The following is a 13,923-nucleotide window of genomic DNA, read 5'->3' on the forward strand; positions in this document are numbered from 1 at the left end:
CAGATGTGGAAGCTCAATCTGCCGCGGCGCGAAGATGTGGAATGGAGCCGCAAGTTCGGCGATCTACTCCAGGGCAACGAGGAGAGCCTGCCCGAACTCGGCAAGTACAATGCCGGGCAGAAGATGGTTTTCTGGGGCATGTCCGGTCTGATCGTTGTGCTCGTGACGACCGGCATCATGATCTGGGAGCAGTACTTCCCCGATCTCGTTTCCATTCCTGTTCGCCGTATCGCGGTCGCCGTGCATTCGCTCGCAGCACTTTTCACGATCCTGATCTTCATCGTCCATGTCTATGCGGCGATCTGGACGCGCGGCACGATCCGGGCGATGACCCGCGGCACCGTTACCGGCGGCTGGGCCTTTCGCCATCATCGCAAATGGCTGCGCGAACTGGCTGGACGCCAGGGCTCCGACCCGTCAAAATGAACGTCTCCTACAGCGCCGCGCGTCCGGTCAGGCGCGCAATGGTCGCTGTAGCACCGTGTATGCTGCATGATCCGGCATCTCCGCCGGATTGCCGGAGATGCGATGGCTGAAGACGTACAACCCGATCCCTCCCTCATCGGCGGCGTGCCGACACCGCCGCTGGCCTTCCTGCCCGAGCCGGTCAAACTGTTCCAGACGCGCGCGCGCCGCTTCGCGTTTCTTGCCGAAAGCAACGCGCTTGCGCCTTATCTCACCTTCCTTGCGGCGCTCTCCAAACTCCAGGCTCGCTTGGCAGTAACCCTTCCGCCCGTCATGGCGCCGACATCGGCGCGTATTGCCGAGGCGGCGCACGCTGCGATGCCGCCGATCGACCGGCTGGCGCTTGTAAACGACCCCGGCCTTTCCGCGACTCTCGACGCTCTCTTGGAAGGTGCCGCCGACATTGCCATGCCCGACCCCGCCCGGCTGGCGCTCGACGCGGTGCGAGCTGCCGAGGACAGCGACCGACGCTGGTTGCTTGCCAACATCCTTTCGGATCAGGTTCCGGAAGACAGCGCCGCTCCCCATCTCTTCGTCGCAGCCGCGGTGCAGGTGCACATGGCGCGGCTCGCCGCGACGCTCGATGTGGAAGCGCTCGTCCCTGTCGGCCTTGGCGTCTGCCCCGCCTGCGGCGGCCGGCCTGCGACGTCGTCGGTCGTGGGCACACAGGGCGTCGAGAACGTGCGCTATGCAGCCTGCGCCTGCTGCGCCACGCAATGGAACGAGGTGCGGGTGAAGTGCCTCTGTTGCGGTTCGACCAAAGGCATCAGCTATCGTTCGGTCGAGACGTCGGAAGCGACCGTGAAGGCCGAAACCTGCCGGGAATGCCATTCCTGGGTCAAGATCTTCTACCAGGTGAAAAACCCGAGCCTCGAGCCGATCGCAGACGACGTCGGCAGCCTCGGCCTCGATATCCTGATGAAGGATACCGAGTTTCGCCGCGGCGGTTTCAACCCCTATCTCGCGGGGTATTGATGCCGGATTATCGCGTGCTTCCCTCAGTCGACCAGATGCTGACCTCGCCAGAGGGACTGGCGCTGACGGAAGAACATGGCCGCCTTGCCGTCGTCACGGCCGTCCGCGCCGGGCTTGAGTTCGCGCGGGAGAAAATCGGTGCGGGCGAGGATGGGGCAACCCTTGCAGCCGACCTGCCGCGCCGAGTTGCCGCGGAACTGGCGGCGGCCGCCCGCTCCGCCCTTCGCCCGCTCATAAACCTCACGGGCACGGTGCTGCACACCAATCTCGGCCGCGCCATCCTGGCCGAAGAAGCCGTGCGCGCCGCAAGCGCCGCGATGGCCAACCCGCTGGCGCTGGAGTTCGACCTTTCGGGCGGCGGGCGCGGGCAGCGCGACGACCATCTGCGCGGCCTGCTTCGCGAGCTGACCGGCGCCGAAGACGCCACCATCGTCAACAACAACGCCGCCGCCGTGCTGATCGCACTCAACACGCTCGCCGACGGCCGTGAGGCGATCGTCTCGCGCGGCGAACTGATCGAGATCGGCGGCGCGTTCCGCATGCCCGACATCATGGCCCGCGCCGGCGCCAGGCTGGTGGAGGTAGGGACCACCAATCGCACCCACCCGCGTGACTACGAAGGAGCCATCGGGTCAGAGACCGGCGTCATCCTCAAGGTCCACACGTCCAACTACCGGATCGAAGGATTTACCGCCGAGGTGCCGGCGCCGCAGCTGGCCGAAATTGCCCGCAAGGCCGGGGTGCCACTGCTCAACGATCTCGGATCCGGATCACTCATTGATCTCTCAGCCTTCGGATTGCGGCGCGAACCGACGGTGGCCGAAGCGGTTGCCGAGGGCGCTGATCTCGTCACGTTTTCCGGCGACAAGTTGCTGGGCGGGCCGCAGGCGGGCCTTATTGTCGGCCGCCGCGATCTCATCGCCGCCATCAACCGCAACCCGCTAAAACGCGCCGTTCGTCTCGACAAGATCCGCATCGCCGCGCTCGAAGCGACGCTGAAGCTCTACCGCGATCCCGACCGGCTGAAGGGGCGGCTGCCGACGCTGCGCTTCCTTTCCCGACCGGAGGCCGAGATCGCCGCGCAGGCGGACCGTCTCGCTCCGGCAATCGATGCACTGCTCAAGCCGCACGGCTATTCGGCAACATTCTGTGCGTGTGAGAGCCAAGTGGGCTCCGGCGCCTTGCCGGTCGATACGATCCCGAGCGCCGGCCTGCGGCTGACAGGCAGCGGCGGCGACGCGCCGGAACGGCTTTCCACAAGGCTTCGCGCTCTACCGGTCCCGATCGTCGGTCATATTCGCGATGGCGCGCTGATCCTCGATCTGCGTTGCCTGGAAAGCGACGAGATGCTGATCGCGGCCCTGGCAGCACTATGATCGTCGGAACCGCAGGGCATATCGACCACGGCAAGACGGCACTGGTGAAGGCTCTGACCGGCACGGATGCCGATCGCCTTGCCGAGGAGAAAGCCCGCGGCATCACCATCGACCTTGGTTTTGCCTATGCCGACCTCGGCGGCGGGACGATCACGGGCTTCGTCGACGTGCCGGGTCACGAGCGGCTGATCCACACCATGCTTGCCGGCGCCGGCGGCATCGATTTCGCGCTGCTGGTGGTCGCCGCCGACGATGGGATGATGCCGCAGACGCGCGAACACCTCGCGATCCTCGACCTGCTCGATATTACCAGAGGTATCGTCGCGCTCACCAAGGCCGATCTCGCCGGGCCTGAGCGGCGAGCGGCGGTGACCTCAGAGATCCGGACCTGCCTTGCCGGCACGTATCTCGCAAAGGCGCCGATCCTTGCCGTCTCCGCCCTCACCGGCGAAGGTATCGAGGCCCTGCGCGCCGGCCTCGCCGCCGCCGAGGCAGAAACCGCCGCCCGCAACGATGCCGGCCTACTGCGCTTTGCCGTCGACCGCAGTTTCACGCTTGCGGGCGCCGGCACCGTGGTGACAGGCATGGTGCTCGGCGGCCGTGCGAAGCTCGACGATACGGTCATCGTCAGCCCTTCCGGGCTGACCGCCCGCATACGCGGCATCCACGCGCAGAACCGCAAGGCGGTCGAGGGGCGTGCCGGCCAACGCTGTGCGCTGAACCTTGCCGGCGAACGCGTGACGAAGCAGGGGATCCGGCGCGGCGACGTCGTCCTCGCGCCGGCACTGCACGCCCCGACGGACCGGATCGACGCGGAGGTCCGCGTGCTTGCCTCGGAGACCAAGTCGATCGGCACCTGGTTTCCCGTTCGCTTGCACACCCACGCGACAGAAGTCGGCGCGCGGATCGTACCCCTTGCCGGCCCGCTAGATCCCGGAACAGACGGCCTGGTGCAGTTGGTCCTCGACCGCCCCATCGCCGCGACCATCGCCGACCGCTTCATCCTGCGCGACACCTCGGCCAGCCGGACGATCGGCGGCGGCCGCTTTCTCGACCTGCGCCCGCCGGCGCGAAAGCGAGGCACGCCCGAGCGCCTGGCCTTCCTTATCGCCTCTGGCAATAAGGAACCGGCCTCCGCCCTTTCCGCCCTGTCCGACATCGCGCCGATCGATCTTGCGGCTTTCCTTCGCGACCGTGGCCTGGGCGAGGACGCACTTTCCGGGCTCCTTTGTGCCGCCGGGGCGAAGGCCATCGGTGACCATGCGCTCTCGTGCGCAGCGGTGGACGGATTGCGGACGAGCCTGACCGAGACACTCGCAGCCTTCCACGCAGAAAACCCGGAGCTTGCCGGCATCGGCCGCGAGCGGCTGCGGCTCCTGCTCAAACCGCGCCTGCCGCCGACAAGCTTCCTCGCATTCCTAAGGGACGAAGCGGATGCAGGTCGAATCGTGCTCGACGGCGCCTTCCTGCGGCTGCCGGGCCACGAGGTCCGGCTGTCGCCGGCGGACGAAGATCTTTGGCAGCGGATCCATCCGCATCTCGTCGACGACAGCCGCTTCCGGCCACCGCGCGTGCGCGATTTCACAGCCATTCTCAATGCCGAGGAGCGCGACATAAGGCGCGTGCTGAAACTCGCCCAACGGCTCGGGCAGACCCACGAGATCGCGCACGACCATTTTTTCGCCCGTGCGGTCGTCGAGGAGATGGCAGCCATCGTGATCGAGGTGGCAGCGAAGGCGGACGACGGCTGGTTCACCGCGCCCGACTTTCGCGACCGGGTGCACAACGGCCGCAAGGTCGCCATCGAAATCCTCGATTTCTACGACCGTCTTGGCCTCACCTTGCGCAGGGGAGACATGCGTCGCATAAATCCCCATCGCAGCGATCTGTTTGCGCGCTGAGGAAGGGAATCGTCTCCGGTGGGACGGCCGGACTTCAAATCCGGTTGGGGCAGCGAGCCTGTCCCGGGTGGGTTCGACCCCCACTCCCCTCCGCCATCGACTGGTGTGTGCGGAACGGTCAAAGCCAAGATCGGTTTCTTTCGAACTAGGCTAAGTGTAAGCGCGTAGGTCGCCCCATCGGCCGCTGAACGCGCATCTCGCATGAGTCATGCACAGAAACCTATGGGCAACAGTCTGAATCATCATTGAACATTCAAGTTGGTGACGGCGGAGCAAGGCAAGCCACGCCATCGTTCCTGATCTCCTTCTGACCACGATTTCGGCCGCCGGCTCCTCACGCGTTGCAAGATGTTGCCGAACGTCCGTTTGCTGTTCCGGCGGCGATTACCCCCGGTAGAAGGCGTCGAGTACCGAAATACCACGTCCGGCGCCAAGCTTCTCGGTCTATCATTCAGGTATCCAGCCCAACCAAGACCGCCGCTTTGCGGTATTGGCAGATGATCTCGGGCGTGAAGTGGAAGGCGTCGAGGAAATTGTCCGTTCGGTAGTCCGGGTTTTGGAGCCGGATTTTGGCTGCGAAGCTACGAGCCTCACTGATGCGCCCGGCGAGCGCAAGGCAATGGGCGGCAATCGCGAGGATGTGGACATGCGCGTTCGGGCGGGCTGCTGCCTTGACCGCCCAAGTTGCCGCCTCCTCAAAGGCGCCCAGCCGGATGAGGGCAATAGCGCGGGTTCCGAGCATACCAAAGAGCAGGGGATCGTAGGGACTTAAGAGCCGCGAATGATCGGACGCAGCGATCGCCGCGTTGGGATCGCCGGACTGGGAGTGCACGAAGGCGAGCGCATAGTGGCCGAGGGCGAAGTTGGGGCTGAGATGGACCGAATGCTCCAGTTCGCGCACCGCTTGGTCGTGGTCTCCGGTCAGCCAGAGGGCACGTCCCATCGACCAGTGTGCGGCGGGGTTCTGGTCGTCGATCAACAGGCTCTGCCCGGCGGCCTTGAGCGCATGTCGGATTTCGCCGTCGCGGTCGCCCCAGCGCTGGAAGGCCCTTTGCCAGTGCGTGAAGGAGAGGCCCGCATGGGCGCGTGAGAAGGTCGGATCGAGGCGGGTCGACAGCCGGAAGAACTCGGCGGCGCGTTCGTTTTCCTCAGCGGTGAAGCGAAACATGTGCCAGAGGCCGCGGTGATAGGCCTCCCAGGCGTCGAGCGAATCGGGATGTTTCAGGATCGCGCGGTTGCGTTCTTCGTTCTCGATTTCGGCCGCGATCGACGAGACGATGCTGTTGCTGATCTCGTCGACGATGGCAAAGCGCTCGGCCGAGCGCGCTTCGAACTGCTCGGTCCACACGATACGGGCGGTGGCTGCCTCGGCGACCTCCACGGTCACTCCGATCCCGAGTTCGTGCTGCTCCAGGAAGCCGGTGGCGACGTAGTCGACGCCGAGCCGACGGCCGATGTCGGGCAGTTCGAGCCTCTCGCCGGCAATGGCAAAGACGGAGCCGCGGGCAATCACGAAGAGACTGCGCAGGCGCGCCAGCTTGCTGATGACGTCATGCGCGACCGCGCTGCCGAGATCGTGCCGGCCAGCCGGGCCCGCGACAAGTTCGCGGAACGGCATGACGGCGATCGAGGCGCGGCGCGATGTCGACATGTGGGCGGGTTCGGGAGGCTTTCCAACACCGTCAGAAACGTTGACGACCGCCGGTTGCCGGGGCAGGGGCCGGAGGCGTTCCCATGCCTCTTGGATCGGTGCGAAGTCCTCGCCCTCATCGGCAAAGAGGCGCGCTGCCGTATCGAGATGCCGGGTGCAGGCATCGCTCATCCGCCGGTGGGAGAGTTCCGCCAGGAAGCGGATGTTTGCGTCTGCGTCGAGCGGGGCGAGGTCGAGCCATTGCCGGGCGGCTGGCAAGCCGTCCTCTCGGCCGACGGGTGTTCTTTTGCCGATTTCTGCTGCGATCTCCAGCGTGTACAGGCGAAACTCGCTCCTCACTGATGTCAGCCAGTGGTCGAAGGCAGGGCTGTTGTCGATCTCGACACCTTCGAGCAGATCGCCTCCGCATCGCCTGGCAATTGTTCGTAATGCCTCCAGATCGAGGTTTCGGACACCGCGCCGCCTTGCTTCCAGGAGGTGGCGCACGTCAACGTCACAGCCTTCGAGATCGAGTGAAATCCGGTCGTCGGCGGTGATCACGCGCTTGCGGCCATCCGTGTCCACGAGCGAGCGGATCTTGCTCAGGCTCCAGCGCAATTCACCGCGCGGATCGCTCGGCACTTGCCAGAGCAGATCGCAGAGCCGCTGACGGGGAACCGAACCGGGCGTGACGGCCAGATAGGCGAGCAGCGCGCGCACCTTGCGCGACGGCGGTAGCGGCACGGCCACACCGCGGCGCACGAGGTTCATCGGCCCGAGGAGCCGCAGTTCCAGCTCCTTTGCCGAAAAAACCACGTCTGGGCCATCCATTCCCATGCGCACTCCCACGCGGGCTCCCACGCCGGCACTTTAGCATCCCTCGACGAACCTAGCATCCGGAAGAGTGAGAGGACGCAATGGCCACCAATTCAGGACTGAGAACCACGAGCGGCCGCGGGCGGCTTTTCGGCAGCGTGCTGGAGACGATCGGCGACACGCCGGCGATCCGCGTCAACAATCTCGGCGTCGGCAACGCGACCATCTATGTCAAGGCGGAGTACTTCAATCCGGCCTCGTCGGTGAAGGACAGGCTCGCGGTTGCGATCATCGAGGAGGCCGAGCGCAGCGGCAAGCTGAAGCCCGGACAGACCGTGGTCGAGGCCACCAGCGGTAACACCGGCATCGGATTGGCGATGGTCTGTGCGCAAAAAGGCTACCCGCTCGTCGTCACGATGGCCGATAGCTTCTCCGTCGAGCGCCGCCGGCTGATGCGCATGCTGGGCGCCAAGGTCGTGTTGACGCCGCGCGCCGAGAAGGGCCTGGGGATGTATCGCAAGGCAGTGGAACTCGCCGAGAAGAACGGATGGTTCCTCGCCCGGCAGTTCGAGACCACAGCCAACGCCGCGATCCACGAGGCGACGACCGGACGGGAGATTGTCAATGACTTTGCCGGCTCCCGCCTGGATTACTTCGTCACAGGCTACGGTACCGGCGGCACGGTCGTCGGCGTATCCCGCGTGCTACGCCGCGAACGGCCCGAGACGAAGATCGTGCTTGCCGAACCCGCCAACGCGCAATTGCTCGGCAGCGGCCATGTGCAGCAGCGTGGGGCAGGCGGTGCGCCGGCCGCCAGCCATCCGGCCTTCGAGCCGCATCCAATCCAGGGATGGACACCGGACTTCATACCCGACGTCCTGCAGGAGGCGGTCGACAACCGCTACTATGACGAGCTCGTCCCGATTGCCGGTCCGAAAGCGATGGAATGGGCCAAGGCGCTTGCTCAGAAAGAGGGCATCTTCACGGGCGTTTCGGGCGGCGCGACCTTCGGCGTTGCGCGCCAGGTCGCGGAGCATGCCCCGGCAGGCTCGGTGATCCTCTGCATGCTGCCCGACACAGGGGAGCGCTATCTGTCGACGCCGCTCTTCGAAACGATCCCGGCTGACATGGATGACGAGGAGATGGAGTTGTCGCGATCCACCCCCGGCTTCCAGCTGGCGGCCGAATAGAGGAAAAGGCGATGGAAGCGCAATTGTCTGATGCGAGTGAGGGGTCGCTGGAGCAGCCGGAATTGCTCGCAACTCCGGAAACTCTCGACCCCGCGGACTGGTCGTCCGTCGCGGTGCTCGCCCACCGGATCGTCGACGATGCCATCGACCATCTCGGCCGCGTGCGCGAGCGTCCGGTCTGGAGACCGCTGCCGGAGGAGATCGAAGCGTTGTACCGGGCGCCGGTCCCGGATCGGCCGATGCCGCTTGAAGACGTCTACAGGCAGGTGAAGGACACGGTGCTCGCCTATCCGATGGGCAACATCCATCCACGGTTCTGGTCCTGGTACATGGGTTCCGGCAACTTCACCGGAGCACTCGGCGATTTCCTCGCAGCGACCCAGGGTTCCAATCTCGGGGGCGGCCGCCATGCCGCCGCCCTCGTTGACCAGCAGGTCGTCGGCTGGCTCCGCGACATGATCGGCTTGCCCGAGACGGCGAGCGGCACGCTGGTAAGCGGCGGTTCTGTGGCCAATTTGGTTGGGCTAACAGTTGCCCGCAACGTCATGGCAGGGATTGATCTGCGCGAAGAGGGTGTCGCAGCCCTGAAGCAGCCAATGCGCTTCTACGCCTCCGACCAGGTCCATTCCTGCCATCGCAAGGCGGTCGAGACGCTCGGCCTCGGCAACAAGGCACTCAGACGGATCCCCACCGATTCCCGTTACCGCATCGACCTTGAGGCGCTTCGCGCGGCAATCGCCGAGGATCGCGCGCTGGGCTTCAGGCCTGCCTGCGTCATTGGCACTGCCGGTACGGTCAATTCCGGCGCGGTCGACGATCTCACCGCCTTGGCCGCGATCGCCGCAGAGGAGGAGCTCTGGTTTCATGTCGACGGGTGCATCGGTGCGCTCGTGGCAATCGCGCCTGGGAACGCCTGGCGCGTCAAGGGTATCGAGCGGGCGGATTCCGTCGCGCTCGACCCGCACAAATGGCTGCATGCCCCGTTCGAAGTCGGTTGCGCGCTTGTGCGGGACCGGACAAAGCACCGGGAGACATTTGCCGTCTCGCCGGAATATCTCCAAGGCATGTCACGCGGCATCGCTTCCGGCCAATGGCTCTACGAATTCGGCTTTCAGACCAGTCGTGGCTTTGCAGCGCTGAAGGTCTGGATGGCCCTGATGGAGCATGGTGTTGCCAAGTTTGGCCGGCTGATTGACCAAAACATTGCGCAGGCTGCGTGGCTTTCAGACCTCGTCCGCTCACAGCCCCCTTTGGAACTTGTCACAGAGCCCGAGGTCAACATCGTCTGCTTTCGCTATGCGCCCGATGGGCAGAGCGAAGAGCGACTAAAGGAAATCAACCTCGAAGTGATGCTGCGCCTGCAGGAGGAAGGTATTGCTGCTCTTTCTGACACGACGATCCGGGGGAAGCACTGCTTGCGGGCGGCGATATGCAATCATCGCACCCGCCCGGAAGATCTCGCCCTGCTCGTTTCGGAGGTGCTGCGGCTCGGGCGGGAAGTCGACCAATCATTGGCTTGATAGCGTTTTGTTAGAAACGATCGCCGAGTGCAGGGGCCATCCGAATTCGCCATGCGATGATGCGACATGTCGCGAACAGAGCTGGGCACTTCCGCCGAGACCCCGTTCGCTGCCCATTACCAGACGTTCAAGAACCGTCTGCTTTGAGCGGACACTTATGTCCGTGTCGTCCACTTCGACGCCGTCGGTCACAAAGAAGGAATCCGGCTCGATGGAGGTGGAGGTCGCCTAGGTTACCGCTTACCACTTGTGACTGACCCGCGGCTGAACAATAATTTGCGAACTCGGTCGTTAGGCTTGTCCTCACATGACGGATCAATCTCTTCAGCGTCGCCTTGCCGCCATCCTCGTTGCCGATGTGGTTGGATATTCACGCCTGATGGAGGCTGATGAAGCAGCAACGCTGGCGGACCTCAGGGAACTCCGTTCTGGCGTTATCGAGCCGGCCGTGATGCGCCACAACGGTCGCATCTTCAAGGTCATGGGCGACGGATTCCTAATCGAATTCGGTAGCGCGGTGGACGCGGTCGCAGCAGCGTTGGAAATGCAACGGGGCAGCACTAGTGTTGAGGCCTCCGGAGACCGGCGCCTGCTTTTGCGTGTAGGCGTCAATCTGGGAGATGTCATTGACGACGGTTCAGACGTCCTTGGCGACGGCGTCAATGTCGCGGCGCGCCTGGAGACGCAGGCCGCACCGGGAGGTATCTGCATTTCAGCCAAAGTTCACGGCGAGATCGTCGGCAAGATCGGCGACCGGTTCTTTGATGCAGGCGAACGCCATCTAAAGAACCTGGTTCGCCCGGTCCACGTGTGGCATTGGCCGGATGCGCTACAGAGCATATTGCCGCTGCCCGAATGTCCCTCGATCGCTGTATTGCCGTTCACGAATATGAGTGGGGATGAAGCGGACGCGCCTTTCGTCGACGGCTTGACCGAGGACCTGATCACCGACCTTTCCCGCAACGCCGGCCTGTTCGTGATCGCGCGCAATTCCGTCTACGGCTACAAGGGCAAGCCGTTCGACGTACGGCTGGTCGCCCAGGAACTCGGCGTCCGCTACGTCCTCGAGGGGAGCGCCAGACGCGCTAATGGCCGTGTCCGCATCAATGCCCAATTGATCGACGCGCTTGGCGGCCAGCACTTGTGGGCCGACCGGTTTGACAGGACAGTGGAAGATGTTTTCGAATTGCAGGATGAAGTTAACGCCAAGATTGTTGAAGCCCTCGTCGGCCGGCTGACCATCCCGACGCAGCGCAATCGGCCGAAGAACTTTGAGGCGTATGATCTGTGTGTGCGCGCCCGCCTGCTGACGGAAGAGTCGCCGCAAACTGAGCGTGAGGCCTATATGCTGCTACAGCGCGCGGTTGAGCTCGAGCCATCATATGCTGAGGCGCTCGGTCTGCTCGCCTATAACCGTTGGCTTGCCTGGACTCATTTCGGCGAGCCCGAAGATCCTAACCGTCGGATGGCGACGACGTTCGCGCAGAAGGCGGTCGACCTCGATCCCAACGATGCCGGCTGCCGCTACGTTCTGGGGACCATTTTGGCTTACGAGCGGCGATGGGAGGAATCGGAGGCGGCCTTCGCCAAGGCTCTGGAGCTGGACCCCAACCACGCCGACACCTGGGCTGCCATGTCCGACATGTCCGTGCTGGACGGCAGGGTTGCCGACGGACTAGCGCAGATCGAAAAAGCGCTGCGGCTCAATCCCTATCCGACCTGCTGGTATCTTTGTCATCTTGGTCAGGCGCAATACGCCGCGCGCGACTATGTGGCGGCAGCCGCTACACTCCGCAGGAAGGACACGTATCGCACCAACTCACGCAAATTCCTGGCTGCTACGCTTGCGCAGTTGGGCCACCGTGAGGAGGCGCGGCGAGAAGCAGAATTGTTCCTGATCGCCCACCCTCATTTCACGATCGGCCATTGGCTCAGCTCCCAGCCGCTGCGCGATGCGTCTGTTCGAGACCACTTTGTCGACGGCTTCAGAAAGGCTGGCCTGCCGGAGATGTGACAGCGGGTGGGGACCCCTTGGCCTCAGGTTTCGAAAGCTGATCGATCTGTGATTCGTCATTCACTCCTACAAAGGTAGGGGGCGCATTATTCGAGCATTCGCTGTCGTTTCTCAAGGGAACAACGACCATCGTTTCCGGGCGACCATCCCGCCAGGCGGCAAGGTCATGGCCGTCTCCGACAGCTCCGGCTATATCGTCGACGAGAACGGCATCGACCTTGCGCTCCTCAAGGAGATCAAGGAGGTTCGCCGTGGCCGCATCTCCGATTATCTGCGAGCCAAGGGCAAGGGCGTCTACTTCGTCAACGCCGATGCAGGATCAATCTGGGATGTCCCATGTGACGTGGCAATGCCATCGGCCACCCAGAATGAGCTGACCGGAAAAGACGCGAGGAAGCTCGTTGCGAACGGCGTGACGGCGGTCGGTGAAGGCGCAAACATGCCCTCCACGCCCGATGCCATCCGCATCTTCCAGGAAGCCGGCGTTCTGTTTGCACCAGGCAAGGCCGCCAATGCCGGTGGGGTAGCGACGTCCGCGCTCGAAATGCAGCAAAACGCATCCCGCGACAGTTGGACATTCGACCAGACCGAGGCTCGCCTTGCCACCATCATGCGCAACATTCACGACGCATGTGCAGAGACAGCCGACGAATACGGTGCGCCGGGTGACTATGTCCTTGGAGCCAACATTGCGGGCTTTGTCAGAGTTGCCCAAGCCATGGATGCACTTGGTGTGATCTGACTTAGGTTGCTACGGCTGGGCGGGCGACCGATCACCACGACAGTTCGGTTGTCTTTGCTCAGCAGCCTGTCCGCAATTGCGCGAAGCGGACTTCTTGCGCCATGATTTTTCCACCTTCATGGGAGTGGTCCGCGCTAAGGCCTAGAAAGGTGTAGAGCAGTTCCGCCTATGGCCATAGGTGCCACAACGATCCACGGTAACGTCTTCCACACGACGAGCAGGATCAAAGCCGCCACTGCGAGGGCAAAATCATTCTTTTTGCAGTGCCGCCGCCTTCACTTCGCATCTTCTCTCTCATTCTGACGAAATTCTAACGTGAAACTAACGTTTCAAGAACTGTAGCGCTCCCCGCCCAAGCGTCACCATGACGGCCGATCATTTTTAATTCGCCGAATTGGGATGACCGACACAACACACGCGTTGGCGCGAGGGGGTGACGAGTGTCCAGAACAAGAGCCAACTTGTTGTTGTTGTTTGCAGCCGCTTTGTGGGGCTTCGGCAATGTCGCGCAAAAGACGGTGCTTGAGCATCTCGACGCGCTGAATGCGGTGGGCCTGCGCTGTCTGATCGGCGGGCTGCTTGTGCTGCCCTTTGTCTTGACCGAAAGGCGACTGCCGACCCGGTCGGGCTTTGTCCCGAGTTTGGCCAGAGTGGGCGCACTGTTTGCCATCTCAGTCACCCTCCAGCAGCTTTGCTATCTCGGCGCCACCGTCACGAATGCGAGCTTCCTGATCAGCACAGCAACGGTGATGACACCACTGGCCGCGTGGCTAATTATCGGCGAACGTCCAACAATGAACCTCACAGTGGCCGCCGTGCTGACCGTGGTCGGCGCCCTGCTTTTGTCGGGCGGGATTTCCGAACTCAACAGTGGCGACCTCACCGCTATCATCTCGGCCGCCTGCTATGCGATTTGGGCCGTCGAACTGGGGCGGCACCTGCAGGTTCATGGGCGTCCGCTCACCGCGGCTGCGGCGCAGTTCCTCGGGGGTGCCGCCATCGCCCTTCTGTTCGGGACCGTCGAAGGGAACCTCTCACCAGCCGCGGTATCCGCGGCCGGCCCCGAACTGGTGGTACTCGGGGTGTTTTCCACTGCGATCGCTTTCGGCATCCAGATTGCCGCCTTGCGCTTCACCTCGGCAAGTCACGCCGCCGTGATCGTCAGCGCTGAAAGCGTCTTCGGGGCGCTGGGCGGAGCGATGCTACTCGGAGAGCGATTTTCCGCCAGCGGAGCATTGGGCGGCGCAATCATTCTTGCAGCGATCCTGTCGGTTGCGATGTCGAACCGTACATC

At 63.7% G+C, this 13,923-nt stretch carries 9 protein-coding genes, 1 tRNA gene and 1 pseudogene; 10 read left to right on the forward strand and 1 reads right to left on the reverse strand.

What is annotated here, in order from left to right:
- The 5 genes from I8N66_RS26010 to I8N66_RS26030 form a co-directional block, all read left to right on the forward strand.
- Positions 1–426 (forward strand): formate dehydrogenase subunit gamma (locus I8N66_RS26010; protein ID WP_291159936.1); only part of this gene is annotated, 426 nt, incomplete at its 5' end.
- A gap of 102 nt (positions 427–528) precedes the next feature.
- Positions 529–1,440 carry a formate dehydrogenase accessory protein FdhE gene (gene fdhE / locus I8N66_RS26015; RefSeq protein WP_291159938.1) on the forward strand — a complete coding sequence of 304 codons (912 nt, stop codon included), beginning with the start codon at positions 529–531 and terminating at the stop codon, positions 1,438–1,440.
- On the forward strand, positions 1,440–2,816 hold the full coding sequence (selA, locus tag I8N66_RS26020; protein WP_291159940.1) for an L-seryl-tRNA(Sec) selenium transferase: 1,377 nt from the start codon (positions 1,440–1,442) through the stop codon (positions 2,814–2,816). The genes fdhE and selA overlap by 1 nt, the downstream gene beginning before the upstream one ends.
- Positions 2,813–4,717 carry a selenocysteine-specific translation elongation factor gene (selB, locus tag I8N66_RS26025; protein WP_291159942.1) on the forward strand — a complete coding sequence of 635 codons (1,905 nt, stop codon included), beginning with the start codon at positions 2,813–2,815 and terminating at the stop codon, positions 4,715–4,717. Before selA ends, selB begins: the two co-directional genes overlap by 4 nt.
- Positions 4,718–4,813 (forward strand) — tRNA-Sec (locus I8N66_RS26030).
- A gap of 355 nt (positions 4,814–5,168) precedes the next feature.
- Here I8N66_RS26030 and I8N66_RS26035 read toward each other — a convergent pair.
- On the reverse strand, positions 5,169–7,178 hold the full coding sequence (locus tag I8N66_RS26035) for a transcriptional regulator (protein WP_291159945.1): 2,010 nt from the start codon (positions 7,176–7,178) through the stop codon (positions 5,169–5,171).
- 86 nt (positions 7,179–7,264) lie between these two features.
- On the opposite strand from I8N66_RS26035, the gene I8N66_RS26040 reads away from it, so the two are divergent.
- The 5 genes and pseudogenes from I8N66_RS26040 to I8N66_RS26060 all read left to right on the forward strand — a co-directional run.
- On the forward strand, positions 7,265–8,353 hold the full coding sequence (locus tag I8N66_RS26040; protein WP_291159947.1) for a pyridoxal-phosphate dependent enzyme: 1,089 nt from the start codon (positions 7,265–7,267) through the stop codon (positions 8,351–8,353).
- A 23-nt stretch (positions 8,354–8,376) separates the two neighbouring features.
- Complete coding sequence (locus tag I8N66_RS26045; protein WP_291159949.1) at positions 8,377–9,873, forward strand: pyridoxal-dependent decarboxylase; 1,497 nt, start codon at positions 8,377–8,379, stop codon at positions 9,871–9,873.
- 307 nt (positions 9,874–10,180) lie between these two features.
- Complete coding sequence (locus tag I8N66_RS26050) at positions 10,181–11,887, forward strand: adenylate/guanylate cyclase domain-containing protein (RefSeq protein WP_291159952.1); 1,707 nt, start codon at positions 10,181–10,183, stop codon at positions 11,885–11,887.
- A 154-nt stretch (positions 11,888–12,041) separates the two neighbouring features.
- Positions 12,042–12,629 (forward strand): annotated as a pseudogene (locus I8N66_RS26055) (glutamate dehydrogenase); the annotation flags it as partial.
- Positions 12,630–13,069: 440 nt separating this feature from the next.
- A partial coding sequence (locus tag I8N66_RS26060) for a DMT family transporter (RefSeq protein WP_291159955.1) occupies positions 13,070–13,923 on the forward strand: 854 nt, incomplete at its 3' end.

The sequence above is a fragment of the Ensifer sp. SSB1 genome (assembly GCF_016652895.1).
Lineage (GTDB): Bacteria > Pseudomonadota > Alphaproteobacteria > Rhizobiales > Rhizobiaceae > Ensifer.